14 protein-coding genes are annotated in these 14978 nt (G+C 61.3%); 12 read left to right on the top strand and 2 right to left on the bottom strand.

Features of this window, described 5'->3' with window-relative positions; genetic code table 11:
* The first annotated feature begins 42 nt into the window (after positions 1-42).
* The 5 genes from mtnA (at position 43) to hypB (ending at position 3759) form a co-directional block, all read left to right on the top strand.
* Positions 43-1206: an S-methyl-5-thioribose-1-phosphate isomerase gene (mtnA, locus tag OIM11_01200; GenBank protein HJI99767.1), complete on the top strand. Its 1164-nt coding sequence runs from the start codon at positions 43-45 to the stop codon at positions 1204-1206.
* A gap of 153 nt (positions 1207-1359) precedes the next feature.
* On the top strand, positions 1360-1920 hold the full coding sequence (locus OIM11_01195; GenBank protein HJI99766.1) for a twin-arginine translocase TatA/TatE family subunit: 561 nt from the start codon (positions 1360-1362) through the stop codon (positions 1918-1920).
* Entirely contained in the window at positions 1913-2683 is a 771-nt protein-coding gene (tatC, locus tag OIM11_01190) for a twin-arginine translocase subunit TatC (GenBank protein HJI99765.1), read from the top strand. Before OIM11_01195 ends, tatC begins: the two co-directional genes overlap by 8 nt.
* On the top strand, positions 2683-3054 hold the full coding sequence (hypA, locus tag OIM11_01185) for a hydrogenase maturation nickel metallochaperone HypA (GenBank protein HJI99764.1): 372 nt from the start codon (positions 2683-2685) through the stop codon (positions 3052-3054). Before tatC ends, hypA begins: the two co-directional genes overlap by 1 nt.
* A gap of 54 nt (positions 3055-3108) precedes the next feature.
* A complete protein-coding gene (gene hypB, locus OIM11_01180; GenBank protein ID HJI99763.1) occupies positions 3109-3759 on the top strand; it encodes a hydrogenase nickel incorporation protein HypB in 651 nt (216 codons plus the stop codon).
* Between the two features lie 146 nt (positions 3760-3905).
* Here the strand turns inward: hypB and OIM11_01175 are convergent, their stop codons facing one another.
* The gene (locus OIM11_01175) at positions 3906-4658 is read right to left on the bottom strand and encodes a transposase (GenBank protein HJI99762.1); all 753 of its coding nucleotides are present in this window, start codon (positions 4656-4658) and stop codon (positions 3906-3908) included.
* Positions 4659-4716: 58 nt separating this feature from the next.
* Positions 4717-5436: a phosphoribosyltransferase family protein gene (locus OIM11_01170; protein ID HJI99761.1), complete on the bottom strand. Its 720-nt coding sequence runs from the start codon at positions 5434-5436 to the stop codon at positions 4717-4719.
* A gap of 298 nt (positions 5437-5734) precedes the next feature.
* Here OIM11_01170 and OIM11_01165 point away from each other — a divergent pair, with 298 nt between their 5' ends.
* The 7 genes from OIM11_01165 to OIM11_01135 are packed head-to-tail and all read left to right on the top strand — an operon-like array spanning position 5735 to position 14971.
* Entirely contained in the window at positions 5735-8260 is a 2526-nt protein-coding gene (locus OIM11_01165; GenBank protein ID HJI99760.1) for a DNA topoisomerase I, read from the top strand.
* Positions 8261-8278: 18 nt separating this feature from the next.
* Entirely contained in the window at positions 8279-8980 is a 702-nt protein-coding gene (gene tmk, locus OIM11_01160) for a dTMP kinase (GenBank protein HJI99759.1), read from the top strand.
* On the top strand, positions 8977-9972 hold the full coding sequence (locus OIM11_01155; protein HJI99758.1) for a hypothetical protein: 996 nt from the start codon (positions 8977-8979) through the stop codon (positions 9970-9972). Before tmk ends, OIM11_01155 begins: the two co-directional genes overlap by 4 nt.
* The gene (locus tag OIM11_01150; protein ID HJI99757.1) at positions 9963-11432 is read left to right on the top strand and encodes a stage 0 sporulation family protein; all 1470 of its coding nucleotides are present in this window, start codon (positions 9963-9965) and stop codon (positions 11430-11432) included. Before OIM11_01155 ends, OIM11_01150 begins: the two co-directional genes overlap by 10 nt.
* 23 nt (positions 11433-11455) lie before the next feature.
* Positions 11456-12916 (top strand): nicotinate phosphoribosyltransferase, encoded by a 1461-nt coding sequence (locus OIM11_01145; protein ID HJI99756.1) that lies wholly within the window; start codon positions 11456-11458, stop codon positions 12914-12916.
* Positions 12917-12973: 57 nt separating this feature from the next.
* A complete protein-coding gene (locus OIM11_01140; GenBank protein ID HJI99755.1) occupies positions 12974-13915 on the top strand; it encodes a DegV family protein in 942 nt (313 codons plus the stop codon).
* A gap of 3 nt (positions 13916-13918) precedes the next feature.
* Positions 13919-14971, top strand: coding sequence for an NAD(P)-dependent oxidoreductase (locus OIM11_01135; protein HJI99754.1), 1053 nt, complete (start codon positions 13919-13921; stop codon positions 14969-14971).
* The last annotated feature ends 7 nt before the right edge of the window (positions 14972-14978 follow it).

Raw genomic sequence — 14978 nt, 5'->3', positions numbered from 1 at the left:
TCATCCGCCTAAGTGTTTTTAATCAAAGGCGGTGCGATAGGCATGGTGGGAGAGAATCTTCCGCGTTCCCTAAAATGGCAGCCGGCGCTCGAGGGATGGGTTCCCAGTGCGCTGACCACGGCAAATCTTGACGATGCGGCAGCCCGGTTGACGGTGCTCGACCAGCGCCTGCTTCCGTTTTCGATCGAGTACATCGACTGCTTCACCTCGAAGCAGGTCTGCGATGCAATCGAGGAGCTCGCCGTGCGCGGTGCCCCGGCCATCGGCATTGCCGGCGCGTTCGCCCTTGTGCTCTGGGCTAAGAACGAATGGCCTGTCATTCGCGAAGCAAAGCGCCAGGCCAACCCCAAGAGTGACGTCGATTCTGTCACCGTATTCGCGAGCAAGCTCGAGCAACGCGGCCGCGAGATCGCGGCGGTGCGTCCGACGGCGGTCAACCTCGCGTGGGCGATCAACGAGCTCGTGGCGCCGGCGCGCATGGCCGCTTACCAGGGTGGTAGCGTTGATAAGATCACCGAGGACCTCGAAGAGCAGGCTTGCCAGCTCATGGAGGACGAAATCTACTCATGCAAGCTCATCGGCGAGAACGGCGCCGTCATCATCTCCACGCTTGCCCAGCGCTTGGGCCGTCCCCTGCGCATCGAGACTCACTGTAATGCCGGCGCGCTCGCAACAGCCGCGTGGGGCACGGCGACGTCAATCATCTACCACGCCTTCGAGAACGGTGACATCGAAAAGGTCTGGGTCGATGAGACGCGTCCCGTCGAGCAGGGATCGCGCCTTACCGCGTGGGAGCTCGAGCAGGCGGGCGTGCCCTATACGCTCATCTGCGACAACATGGCCGGGTCCATCATGGGCCAGGGGCTCGTGGACGCCGTCATCGTCGGTGCCGACCGCGTGTGCGCTAACGGCGACGTAGCAAACAAGATCGGGACCTATCCGCTCGCGGTTGTCTCGAGCTATCACAGCGTGCCGTTTTTTGTCGCCGCGCCGCATTCGACCTTCGACAAGTCGCTCGTGACGGGCGATGAGGTCGTCATCGAGCAGCGCGACGAGACCGAGGTGCGCTGCATGCCCTACGGGCATCAATGGCTTCCCATTGCGCCGAGTGAATGCGACGTCTTCAATCCTGCTTTCGACATCACCCCCAACGAGCTCATCACCGGCGTCATCACCGAAACGGGCATCGAGTTCGCAGGCGAGTGAGACAGCGTGCCTGGCACACTGTCTCATATCGCAGACATTTTATTGATTATGGCTATCGTTTGAGACAGTGTGCCAGGCACGCCTCCCCGCCCCGCATGTGGTAAAGTAGCGAGCTTGCAGGGAAATCGAACGTTGTTAGAAAAGGATGTTTTCGTGTTCGGAATCAGTGGCACGGAGCTAGTGATTATCCTGTTCTTCGGTTTCCTCATCTTCGGACCGGAGAAGCTGCCCCAGATGGGGCGCACCGTAGGACGGGCGATCAGGCAGTTCAGAAACGCCTCCGAGGCGGCCAACAAGAAATTCAAGGAAGAGGTCGCCGATCCCTTCCAGGAGGCCATTGCCCCCTATAAGGATCAGGTCGAAGAGTCGACCAAGCCCATCCAAGAGGACATCTCCGCCATCAACGATACCCTCAACGAGACGAAGAACATGTTCACCGACCCGTTCAAGGACATGTTCGGCAGCTCGACTGGTTCTCCCGCGGCCAAGCCCGGCGCTGCCATCCCTGGCGGCGTTCCTGGTGAGCCCCCTGCTCCGGCGGCAAAGCAAGCCGCTCCGGCACCCGCTGCCGATGACCCGTTCGCGTCCGTCCTCGATGACGCGCCCGCAGAGCATCCCGAGGGCAAGCCCATTCCCGAGGCAGGCGGCACCGTCAAGAAGAAGAGCATGGCCGCGAGCCTGTACGATCTTGACGGCGAGAGGGACGGTGAGTGACGTGCCCATCGGACCCGCACGCATGCCGCTCATGGACCATATCGGCGAGCTACGCCGCCGCATCGTCATCATCGTCGTGGCGCTGGCCGTTACGGTTTGCTTCATGTACCTGCTCGCGCCCTACCTCATCGACTTCCTCATCCTCCCCGTGAGCGATTACGTGCAAGAAGTCTATGTGACCGGCGCTTTCGAAGGCTTCTCGCTGAAGTTTCGCGTTGCCCTCTTCATGTCCGTCCTCGTGTGCAGCCCGCTCATCTTCTGGGAGCTGCTCGCGTTCTTCCTGCCGGCGCTGCGCCCCAACGAACGCCGCTACGTGCTGCCGACGTTCTTCGTTGCCGTCGCGCTCTACGTGCTCGGCATGGTGTTCTGCTATTGCTTCTGCCTGAGTCCGGCGTTCCAGTTTCTCACGAACGAAAGCATGTCGATCGGTCAGATTCTGCCCCAGGCAACCGACTACCTGCACTACATCATCCTGTTCGAGCTTGCCTTTGGCCTTGCGTTCGAGCTGCCGCTTGTGGTGTTCTTCCTCATCCTGTTCAACATCGTGCCGTACAAGAAGATGCGTGCGAGTTGGCGTGGCATCTACGTTGGCCTGCTCGTAATCGCCGCCGTCGTCACTCCGGACGCTTCTCCCGTGACGATGGGCATCATGTTCGCCGCGCTTCTCGCGCTCTACGAGGTGTCCCTCGCCGCCGCGCGCATTGCGCTGTCACGTAGAATCAAGCGCCAGCGCGCCGAGGAAGAAGCGGAGATGGCTGCATAATGCACGAGCTTTCGCTTGTTCAGGGGATATTCGACTCGGTTGTCCCCGTCGCACGTCAAAACGGTGCGACTAAGATCACAAACATCAAGCTCACGATCGGCGAGATGACGATGGTCGTACCCGAAGCGATGGAGTTTGCCTTCGAGGCGCTTTCCGAAGATGACCCGTTGCTCGACGGCTGCGTGCTCGTGATGGACTTCGTGAGTCCGCGATCGAAATGCCTCGATTGCGGTAACGAGTTCGAACACGACCGCTTTCACAACCACTGTCCCGCCTGCGACTCCGCGGCGACCATGCTCATAGCGGGTCGCGAACTCGAAGTCGCGTCCATGGAAATCGAGACACCCGACGACGAGGATGCCCCCGCATAGGGGCCAATGTGTCACGGGGTCAGACCCCCCGACACGTCGAGAGAGAAGGATGACATGGCTCACATCGACCTGGAAACGAAGATCCTGAACAAGAACGACGAGGGAGCTGCGGCAAACCGTGCCCTGCTCGACGAAAAGGGCGTCTACATGGTCAACGTGCTGGCAAGCCCCGGATCGGGCAAGACGTCGACCATCGTGGCAACCATCAACGCGCTGCGCGATAAGTACAATATCGCCGTCATCGAGGGCGATATCGCGAGCGACGTCGATTCGCAGACCATCAAGGCCATGGGAATCCCTGCCGTGCAAATCAACACGGCTGGCGCCTGCCACCTGGAAAGCGACATGCTGCGCCGCGCACTCGATGTGCTCGACCTCGACAACATCGACCTCATTTTCATTGAGAACGTCGGCAATCTCGTGTGCCCTGCGGATTTCTACTTAGGCGAGGACATCAAGATGATGATTCTCTCCGTGCCCGAAGGCGACGACAAGCCGCTCAAATACCCGGGTATGTTCCAGGTAGCCGACGCCATCATCCTCAATAAAATCGACGTGATGCCGGCCTTCACCTTTGACAAGACGCTCTTCGACGAACACATCGCGCGCCTTAACCCCACGGCACCGAGTTTCGCCATCGCCGCAACCAAGGGCGACGGCGTTGACGAGTGGGCCAGCTGGCTCTCCGAGCAAATCGAAAAATGAGACAGTTGCCGCCGGGGCGCTTTTGTCTGGTTTCCCCTTATCGCGAATCGACTTACACCGTTCCCAGCGTCCAGGAATTGAGGTAGGCCTCCTGCTCGAGACTGGGACACGAGAATGGGACAAATGGACAGGTCATTTGTCCCATTTTATGCGCGAGATACGATGCTTCGTCCTATACCTGTGAGTCTCTCGATTTGACGTACGGTAAATCCTTCTAATTTCAGCTTGTGCAACAGCGCGTTGCGCTCTCTTTTTGGGAGGGATTTAACCTGAGCGAGGGTTATGTCCCCCAAGAGTCTTTTCGCTTCCTGGACAACTGCGTCTTCGCTTAGAAGGCGGATGCGTTGTCGTGCTTCATCTCGGTCTATTCGCTCAAGAGACTCATGACTTTGTTTATGGAATTCCTTGAAGGACTCTACTCCTCCTAAAATATCAAGAGCGTAGCTCGTGTTACACAACTCGGCATGATTGACGTATTCCCGATAGCTAGACCATTCGTAGTGAGATGTAGCACAGATATCCGCTTTTTTGGGGTTTTCGTGTATGTACCGTATTACGGTCAATAAGTACGCCTCGTCATCTATGGGCTCGCTTTTATATCGTTCCTGGAACAAATGCCCAACACGTCCCGCCCTTTTGTTGAACCACTGCGCATAATTTCCGCAAAGCTCCCGCATGCACTGAGATAGGTCCTCCAGATTTCCATGAATTAGCAGGTGAAAGTGGTTTTGCATTAGACACCAGGCATACAACTCGGCTTTGTGGGTTTTTATCGCATGGCGAAGCATTCGCAAGAAGACCACCCGATCATTTTTGCTCTCATAGATAATTTGCTTCCCGGTGCCTCGGGCCATAACATGATAAATGTTGGCTTCGCTTGCAACTCGACTCTTTGCCATTTTCGTTCCTTTCTTCTAGGTGGGACAAATGACCTGTCCATTTGTCTCATTTGCTTCTTCACCAGACGCGGCAGCAGGTGACAGTGCGGATTTCGTGAGCGCCGCCGTCGAGGAGCACATGCGCTGCCGCCGAAAGCGTTGCGCCCGTCGTAAAGACGTCGTCGATGAGGACGATGCGTCGCGGCAGCGCATCTGCCTCCGACACTGCATCTGCTGCCAGCGAAAACGACCCACTGCGATTTGCCAGTCGCTCTCTGCGTCCCAGCTCCCGCTGGTCGCGTGCTCCTTTGCAACTCACGAGTGCGTGCACGAACGCCATCCCCGTGCGCCGCGCGACAATCTCCGCCACGCGCTCCATGTGGTCGAATCCGCGTCGCAGGAGCGCCTCGGGCGATGCCGGTACGTACACGAGCGCATCCGCCCACTGCGTCCAATCCTGAGGGGAGGGTGGGGAGGAGATTTCTCGACTCCGCTCCGCTTCGCTCGAAGTGACAGCGGAAGGCCCCGCCTTACCCCAAATGACGGCGGGAGGCCTTGGGATGTCGGCCCCCATCGTCCGTCCGCATGGGACAAATGACCTGTCCATTTGTCCCAGTATCCGTCCCCGTATTGCGGCGCACAGCAGCGAGGCGATCACCGCATCGAGCCGTAGTTCGTCGCCGTCCTTGTAGGTGCCGATGATTCTCCGCGCCCCGTCCTCGAAGGAAAGCGCCGCTCGCGCCTGCGTGAACGGAAACGCCTCCTCGGGATGCAGCAGCGCCGACTCGCTACCGGGCATGGGGCACTCCGTGCACAACGTACGCCCAAACGGCGCTCCGCAGCGCGGACAAGCAAGTGCAAGATCGATGAAGGGAAGGGAGGAAGCGCAGCCCTCGCACAAAACGCTGCCGGGCATGTCGCACACGACACAGCGCGTAGGGCTAATCGTTTCCAAAATGGAGGTAGCCAGAACCTTATATATATGGTTAAAATCGTGCAACTGAGGCCTTTCCGGCCCCACCCGCTAGTCTCCGCGGGTAATTGTAAGCCATAGCTGTCTTCAAGAACGCAGCAAAAACGAGTGAGTGATGGACAACATGGAACTAATCATTACCGAGAAGAACATCGCGGCCCAACAGATCTCTCGCCTTCTTGCCCAAGGTGGCAAGCCCGAGACGGACAAGGTCTACAACACCCCCGTGTACCGCTTCAATCGCGACGGCCACGAATGCGTCGCCATCGGTCTCAAGGGCCACATCCTGGGCCTCGACTTCCCGCAGGAGCTCATCTACAAGAAGAAGACCGGCTGGGTTGGTCTCGAAGAGGACGGCGAGGTCATCGATGCGCCGGACGTCCCCAAGGAGCTCCCCACCCCACCGTGGAAGTCCAAGCGTCGTCCGTACATCCCCGAGGGCATCAACCTCAAGGGCTGGAAGATCCCGTCGCTGCCCTACCTCACCTACGCGCCTATCGTGAAGCTTCCCGCCGAGAAGGACATCATTCGCTCGCTCAAGAACCTCGCCAAGAAGGCGGACGAGATCGTCATCGCCACCGACTTCGATCGCGAGGGCGAGCTCATCGGCCTCGACGCCATCTCGGTGGTCCGCGAGGTAAACGAGTCCGCCCCCATCACGCGCTCTCGCTACTCGGCTTTCGTGAAGAAGGAGATCGAGGAGGCGTTCTCTCCCGCCAAGCTCACGACGCTCGATTACGACCTCGCGCATGCGGGCGAGACGCGCCAGTACATCGACCTCATCTGGGGCGCCGTGCTCACGCGCTACCTCACTTGCGTGAAGTACAGCGGCATCGGCAACACGCGCTCCGCCGGCCGCGTGCAGACCCCGACGCTTGCCCTCGTGGTCGAGCGCGAGAAGGAGCGCGACGCCTTCATCCCCGAGGACTACTGGGTCATCACCGGCAACGCCGCCCCCAAGGGCGATCACGACGAGGCCTTCACCGCGACGCATGCCACTGCGCGCTTCAAGGATAAGGACGAGGCAGATGCCGTCATGGCCCGCATTGCGGGCGCAAGCGAGGCGACCGTCGGCACCATCGAGAAGAAGCGCCGCAAGTCCAATCCGCCGGCCCCGTTCAACATCACGTCGCTCATGGCGGCGGCAAGTTCCATCGGCATCAAGCCGGCGCGCACCATGCGCATCGCCGAGTCGCTCTACATGAACGGCTACACCTCGTATCCTCGCGTTGACAACACGGTCTACCCCGACAATCTCGACCTGCGCGAGGTCCTCGGCATTCTCGCCAAGGTTCCCGATTTCCGCGAGGGCGCCGAGGAGCTGCTCGCCAAGAACAAGCTCACGGCAACGCGCGGCAAGCAGGAGACGACCGATCACCCGCCCATCTATCCCACGGGCGCGGCCGATCCCGACAAGCTTCGCCCCGAGGAGTGGAAGCTCTACAGCCTCATCTGCCGCCGTTTCATGGCGACGCTGTCCGAGGCTGCGGTCCTCGAGTCCACCAAGGTCACGCTCGATATCGCGGGCGAGGCATTTACCGCCCGCGGTGACGTGCTCGTCGAGCCGGGCTATCGCAGCGTGTATCCGTACGGCCTCAAGAAGGACGAGCAGATGCCGCCTCTCACCGAGGGCCAGACACTCGACTTCTGGGATGCCGATTGCGCCCATAAGCAGACCGAGCCGCCCGCGCGCTTCTCGTCGGGCAAGCTCGTCCAGGAGATGGAGGCCAAGGGTCTGGGCACCAAGGCCACGCGTCACGATATGATCGAGCGCCTCTACAGCCGCCACTACATCGTGAACGACCCCATCGAGCCCACCCAGCTCGGCATCGCCATCATCGACGCACTCGAGAAGTTCGCCGAGCCCATCACCACTCCCAACATGACCGCCGAGCTCGAAGGCGAGATGACGCAGGTTGCCGATGGCAAGCGCCAGCGCGACGAGGTCGTGCTGCATTCGCGCGAGCTGCTCGGCGGCATCATCGAGGCCCTCATTCCCGAGAAGGACGCCATCGCGGACATGATCAGCGACGCCGTCACGGCCGACAGTCGCGTCGGCGCGTGCCCCAAGTGCGGTGGCGACCTCTGCGTGAAGACGTCGGCCAAGACCCGTGCGAGCTTCGTGGGCTGCAACAACTGGCCCGATTGCGACGTGACCTATCCGCTGCCCCAGGGCCGCTACGAGGCACTTGATGAGCCGTGCCCCACCTGCGGAGGCCCGCAGATCAAGGTCACGCCCTTCAGGCAGAAGGCGTACAACCACTGCCTCGACCCCGAGTGCCCCACCAACAAGATGGAGGAAATCGTCGTCGGCACGTGCGAGGTCTGCAAGGAAGCAGGCCGCGAGGGCAAGCTCATCGCGCAGAAGAACCCGCGCACGCTCAAGCGCTTCATCCGCTGCGAGAACTTCGAGCAATGCGACGTGAGCTATCCGCTGCCCCAGCGCGGCGACATCACCGCGACGGGCGAGGTGTGCGACGAGTGCGGTGCCCCCGAGGTCATCGTCTCGACGGCTCGTGGCCCATGGCGCATCTGCGTGAACATGAACTGCCCCAAGCGCGAGAAGGAGAAGGCCGAAAAGGCCAAGAAGTCGAGCGGTGGGGCCAAGAAGAAGTCCACGGCAAAGAAAAAGACCGCGGCCAAGAAGTAGACGGAGCATCGTATCCGCATGGATAGCAAACCTGATAGTACCGAGGGCATCTTCCTCACGCTCGAAGGCGACGATGGCGTCGGCAAGTCGACCCAGGCCGACCTTCTCGCCAAATGGCTCGAGGAACAGGGCCGCACGGTCCTGCGTGTGCATGAACCAGGCGGCACGCGTCTGGGCGAGAAGATCCGCACGCTCCTCCTCGACAAGGACGATGACGCGATGGTGCCGCTTGCCGAGCTCCTGCTTTTCGAGGCGGCTCGCGCCCAGGTGATGAGCGAGGTCATCGAGCCGGCACTTGCCGCGGGCAGCATCGTCGTCTGCGATCGTTTCACCGATTCCACGCTCGCCTACCAGGGTTATGGCCGCGAGCTCGGCGCCGAGCTCGTCCGCGCGACGAACGACCTCGCCTGCGGCGGTCGCTATCCTACGCGCACGCTGCTGCTCTCGCTCGATCCCAGCATTGCGCGCGAGCGCGTCGAGGACCGGTCGATCGACGGCACGGGTGATCGCATGGAGTCCGCAGGCGACGAGTTCCGCACGCGTTTGCGCGTGGGTTTCGAGGAGATAGCCGCCGCCGAACCCGAGCGCGTGCATGTCATCGACGCCAACGGAAGCATCGAACAAGTGCATGAGCGCATATGCGCCGACCTCGCCGAACTCGAATGGGACAAATGCCCTGTCCATTTGTCCCAGTTTTCTGGGGCGGAGGGGTGCTCATGAGCGAGCTCTTTGCCGGCATTGCTGGTCAGGATCAGGTCATATCGTATCTCCAGCGCGTGCACGATACGGGCAACGCCACGCATGCCTATCTCATCGCAGGCGGCGACGAAAGCCTGGGTGCCGATTTGGCGTTGCGTTTTGCGGCCGGTCTCATCGCGCAGGGCGACGCGCAGACGCAAGACGAGGTTCTGCGCCGCGTCCACCCCGACCTGCACGTCTACGCGCCTGGTGGCACCGACGGCTACCTTGTCGAGCAGATCCGCGAGCTCACGCGCGATGCCGAGCTCGCCCCCATCCGCGCTGCAAGCAAGGTCTACATCGTCCAGGACGCTCATCGTCTGGCGGGGGCGCCGGCAAACGCGTTCCTCAAGACGCTCGAGGAGCCGCCGCGCGATGTCACCTGCATACTCGTTGCCAACAGCGAGTCCGCGGTGCTCGAAACCCTGCGTAGTCGCTGCGAGGTGCTCGTACTCAACGCCATCTCGGGGGTACGAGCCGGAAACGCCCAGGTCTTCGACATGCTCTACGCTCTTGCGCGCAACTGTGACAACCGTACGCTGCTCGGCAACTCCAAGCGTTTCGTCGAGCTTGCGCGTGAGCAGGCGGCAAAGATGGGCGACGATGACCTCGATGTCGAGGCGTACATCGAGAAGTACGACGATTACCTTTCGCAGGGCGCCAAGAAGCAGATCGAACTCGCCGGCAAACGCGAGGCGACTGCGCACGAGCGTGCGGCCCTCTTCGACTTCTGCGCTCTCGTACGCGCCTGGTTACGCGATTGCCTCGTGACGCGCGAAGGGGGCTCGGAGCTGCTCGCGTACCCCGAATGTGCCGACCAGACCTCTCAGATTGCTCGTTCGGCGAGCATCCCCGGTCTTCTCACCGCGCTCGATGCCGCCAAGGGAGCCATCGCGCGCATTTCGTATAATGTGACACCACAACTTGCGATTGACGCAATGTTCTTAGAAATCAGGGAGGCGTTATGCCATTAGTAGCGTCCGTTCGACTTCGCTACGCGTCCCAGGACTATTGGTTCGACCCTGCTGGCCTTGACGTGAAGGCGGGAGACCACGTGCTGGTCGAGACAAGCAAGGGCACCGAAATTGGCCTGTGCACTCACGATGTCGTCGATGTCGAAGAGGTGGAGCTCGCCAAGCCGCTCAAGCCGGTCATCCGCATCGCGACCGAGGAAGACCTCGAAAAGGCCGACGAGATAGCCGCGCGCGACCAAGAAGCGCTCGCCGTCTTTCATGACCTTGCCGATAAGAACCACCTCGACATGAGTCCCTCGGCCGTCGAGTTCTCGTTCGACGAGTCGCATGCGACCTTCTACTTCACCTCGGATGACCGCGTGGACTTCCGCGGTCTCGTGCGCGATCTGGCTGCCGAGTTCCACACGCGCGTCGACATGCGCCAGATCGGGCCGCGTGACGAAGCCCGCATGCTCGGTGGTCTGGGCCATTGCGGCGAGGAGCTGTGCTGCGCACGTCTGGGTGGCGAGTTCCAGCCCGTGAGCATTCGCATGGCCAAGGAGCAGGACCTTCCGCTCAACCCCACGAAGATTTCGGGTCTGTGCGGCAGGCTCATGTGCTGCCTGCGCTACGAGTACGAGGCATACAAGGACTTCAAGGGTCGCGCCCCCAAGAAGAACGCCCTCATCGACACGCCGGCGGGCATGGGCAAGGTCGTCGAGTTCGATACGCCACGCGAGACCGTGCGTCTGCGTATGGAGGACGGCTCGAGTCTCACGCTTCCCGTTTCGTTCCTTGACACGGGCGACAAGGTGCCGCGCGAGGGCGAGCGCATTCGCCCTTGCCACATCTCGCAGGAGAACTTCGACAAGATCATGGAGGAGCTCAGCAACGACAGCAATCTCGCGATGATGGGCGAGAAGCTCTTCTCCGATGACCCCAACCTGGCTGACACCACGGCCGAAGGCGGCTCGCTCGAGCGCGTTCACCGTCGTCGTCGCGGCTCGTCGGGCTCTTCCTCGCACGGCTCATCGGGCGAATCGGGCCGCAAGCCACGCAAGCGCGGGTCTTCCTCGCCGGAGCCCAAGCCGCGCGATGAACGCAAGCGCCGCCGTTCCGTCTCCGCAACCGACGGCAGCGAGATCAAGCACGACGACTCCACGCGTAAGCAAGCGAGTGGCTCCAAGGACGAGCAATCCTCGGGCAATGCGAACCGCTCGCGTAATCGCCGCAGGCGCTCGAACGGCAAGCCACGCGAAAACGGCCAGAGTACGCAGTCTAAGGATGGCGCGCAGGGCAAGAGCCAAGGTTCCTCGCGTCCGCGCCCCGGTCAGCACTCATCGACCGTAAGCGGAAGCGCAGCACAGGGCGGCTCAGGTGGCTCGAATGGTTCGGGCAACAAGCGCCGCCGCAGACGCCGTGGCGGGTCGGGACACGGTCAGGGTTCAGGCAAGCCAAGCGAGGGCAAGGCAAGCGAATAACACGCGCGAAGCGGGAGATGCACATGGCACGCAACATGACGCTGTTGACCGATCTCTATGAGATCACGATGGCTCAAGGATATTGGTCGCAGGGCAAGCTCGATACCGAGGCGTGCTTCTACTCGTTCTATCGCGATAATCCCTTTGGAGGCGGTTACGGTATCTTCTGCGGTGCCAACCAGATCGCCGAGCTCATCGATGGATTCGGCTTCACCGATGACGACATCGAATATCTCGCGTCATTGCCGTCTCCGGCGGGGACCCCCCTCTTTGACCCGGAGTTCCTCGCATGGCTTACCGACCTCGAGCTATCTGTCGATATTTGCGCCGTGCCCGAGGGTTCGCCCGTCTTTCCGCGCGAACCGCTCGTGCGCGTGATGGGGCCGCTGCTGCAATGCCAGCTCCTGGAACCCGCCATCCTCAACGGCGTCAACTTCCAGACGCTCATTGCCACCAAGGCCTCGCGTATCTGCCATGCTGCCGAGGGACGAGCCGTCTCCGAGTTTGGCTTGCGTCGTGCGCAAGGCCCCGATGGGGCGCTTTCCTCGTCACGGGCCGCCTATGTGGGCGGCTGCTCGTCAGTTGCCAACGTGCTCGCGGGCAAGCTCTACGATATTCCCGTGAGCGGCACGCACGCGCATTCGTGGGTCATGTCGTTTCCCGACGAGCTGAGCGCCTTCAGGGCCTACGCCCAGGCCATGCCCGATAACTGCATCCTGCTCGTGGATACCTATGACGTGAAGCAGGGCGTGAGCAACGCCATCACCGTTGCGCGGGAGCTTAAGCGCGATGGCCACCAGCTCAAGGCCGTTCGCATCGACTCCGGCGATTTGGCATGGCTCTCGAAGATGACCCGCGCGATGCTCAATCAAGCCGGCTTCGAAGATGTCGGCATCGTGCTTTCCAATGACCTTGACGAATATACGATCACCGCGCTCAACGAGCAGCGGGCCCAGTACACGGCCCTTGGCGTGGGCACGCACCTGGCTTCTGCCTATGGGCAGCCCGCCCTCGGGGGCGTCTACAAGCTTTCGGCCATACGCGAGCCGGGGCAGGAGGAGTGGACGCCGCGCCTCAAGATTTCCGAGCAGCTCTACAAGCGCACCATTCCCGGGGTGCTTGACGTGCGTCGCTATTTCGATGCGGATGGCCACTTGGCCGGTGATCTCATCATTGACGTGCACGACGAGCTACCCGCAGAAGCCGTCATGGTAGACCCGCTCGACGCGACACGTCGCAAGAAGGTGGAGGGGCGCTTCGAGACGCTGCTCAAGCCGCTCGTCACCGATGGCAAAGTCGAGGATATCGACCTGTCTGCCCGCAGGGCGCAGAAGCGCTGCACCGAGCAGTTTGCGCTTCTGGACGATTCGATCAAGCGCTTCATGAATCCGCACGAGTATCCGTGTGGCATCGAACGCGGGCTTTTTGACCGTCGCAACGAGATGGTCATTGCCACGGGGAAGAACAGTTCGCTCTATGATTAGAGCCGAAGACGCGATGCGGGGCGGTTCCCGCACGCGCAAGTAAGAAGGGGGCATCCGATGCCAGAAGACAAGATTCAGTGCCGCTTGGTTCTCGATTCGTGCTGCGATCTTCCCGCCGAGATTATCGACAACGCCAAGGTCGATCTCCTCGAGTTCCCGTTCAACATGAACGATGGCGAGCACTTCGACGATATGTGGAAGAGCATGACCGCCAAGGAGTTTTATGACCGCATGCGCAAGGGCGAGGTCTCGGGAACGGCGCAGGTTCCCGTCTCCGAAATCACCGAGCGTTTCGAAGCCTATGCCAAGGATGGCATGCCGACGGTGTACCTCGGCTTTAGCTCCGCGCTTTCCGGCACCTTCGGGCTTGTCGAGCAGGTTGTCAGTGACATCAGGGAGCAGTATCCCGATTTCGAGATATACGTGATCGACACCAAGCTTGCGTCGATTGCCGAAGGCCTGCTTGCCTACGAGGCGATCAACCAGCGCAATCGTGGCCTTTCGGCAAAGCAGCTCGCAGCATGGGCCGAGGAGGCGCGCTGGTTCGTGAACTGCCTGTTCACGGTCGATGAGCTCGAGTACCTGCGCCGGGGCGGTCGCATTCCGGCAGCGGCAGCCACCATCGGCGCCAAGCTCAACATCAAGCCGCTGCTCGCGTTCGATCTCGACGGCGCTCTATCTCTTGTCGGCGTCGCCCGCGGCCGCAAGAAGTCGCTCAAATCGCTGGTCAAGTGCTATGACGAAAATCACGCCGATGACCATGGATCCAACGGGGTCGTGCTCACGGCCTCGGCGGATGCGGAGGGCGACGTCAAGTGGGTCGAGGAACATCTCGATCGCCCCGAGGGCGCCATCCCCGCCATTCGCAGTCAGATCGGTCCCGTCATCGGTTCGCACGTCGGCCCGGGTATGGTCGCCGTCGTGTTCTGGGGCGATGATCGCCGCGAGAAGATTTCCATTGCCGATCGCATTGCCAACAAGATAAACAGTGGGGAGTAATTGATGATCAGTCCGCTTGACACGCGCATCGCGTTCTTTGGCGGGTCAGCACAACCCGCCGTCATCGAAGCGATTGCCAAGCTCAAGATGAGCGGGTTCGATGTCGTCGTCGCGAGCCACGACCCGCGCGAAGCCCCGGCCCTGCGCGAAGTGGGTGCGGTCTTCATCGACGACCGCATGGAGGCCCTGCTCGGCAGCCAGGTCGTCATCACCTCGCTGCGCACGACGGCCGAGGTCGAGAACCTGTATCTCGGCGATGAGGGCCTGCTCGAACTCATGGATCCGGGCACGTTCTGCATCGATTTGAGCATATCGAGCCCGCGTCTCGCCCGCGAGATCCAGGCGGTCGCCGCCGTCTCGGACATCGAGGTACTCGATGCCCCCATCGTCTGCGTGGGCGAACATGAGCAGCCCGTCGCCTTCGTGGGCGGTGATCCGCAAACGCAGGAAACGCTCTCGCCGCTCTTCCCGTACCTGGCCCCCGTCATCATGCCGCAGGAGTCGGCAGGTGATGGGCAGTTCGCCGCCATGATTAGCATCATCGCGCTTGCCGGATCCCTCATGGGCGCCATCGAGGCAATCTCGCTCGCACACATTGCGGGCTTTCCCGAGAAGAACGCGCTCAATGTGCTTGCGTCAACCTCGGGCGGCTCGCGTGCCCTTATCGACTACATTCCGCAGGTGCTCAGCCACGACTATACGGGTCTCATCAATATCGCGAGCTTCCTCGACATGCTCGACGTCGCGCTCGACACCGCCGAAGAGCTTGAGGTGACCATTCCCATGACCGAAACGGCCTATCAGCTCTACGAGCTGCTTCAGGCAGTTGGCGGCGAGGAGATGAACCTGCAGGCCCTCGCCCTGCTGTACGAGGATGAGCAGACCTGTGCCGATTATGGCCTGGATTGGGCGCTTGCCGAGGGATTCAACGAGCGCTGCGAGCGTTTCGACGACCTTTTCGGTGGCTCGGGTCTTCTCGATGATGATACCCCGGGCCCCTCCGGTCGCTCGCATGGCGACCCACCGCCCATTGACGGCTTCTTTTCGAAGAATTAGACGGGCG

The sequence above is a fragment of the Coriobacteriaceae bacterium genome, from assembly GCA_025992705.1.
In the GTDB taxonomy this organism is placed as follows: Bacteria; Actinomycetota; Coriobacteriia; order Coriobacteriales; family QAMH01; genus QAMH01.
Note: the sequence above shows the minus strand (reverse complement) of the source record. Positions and strands in the feature narration are given on the sequence as shown.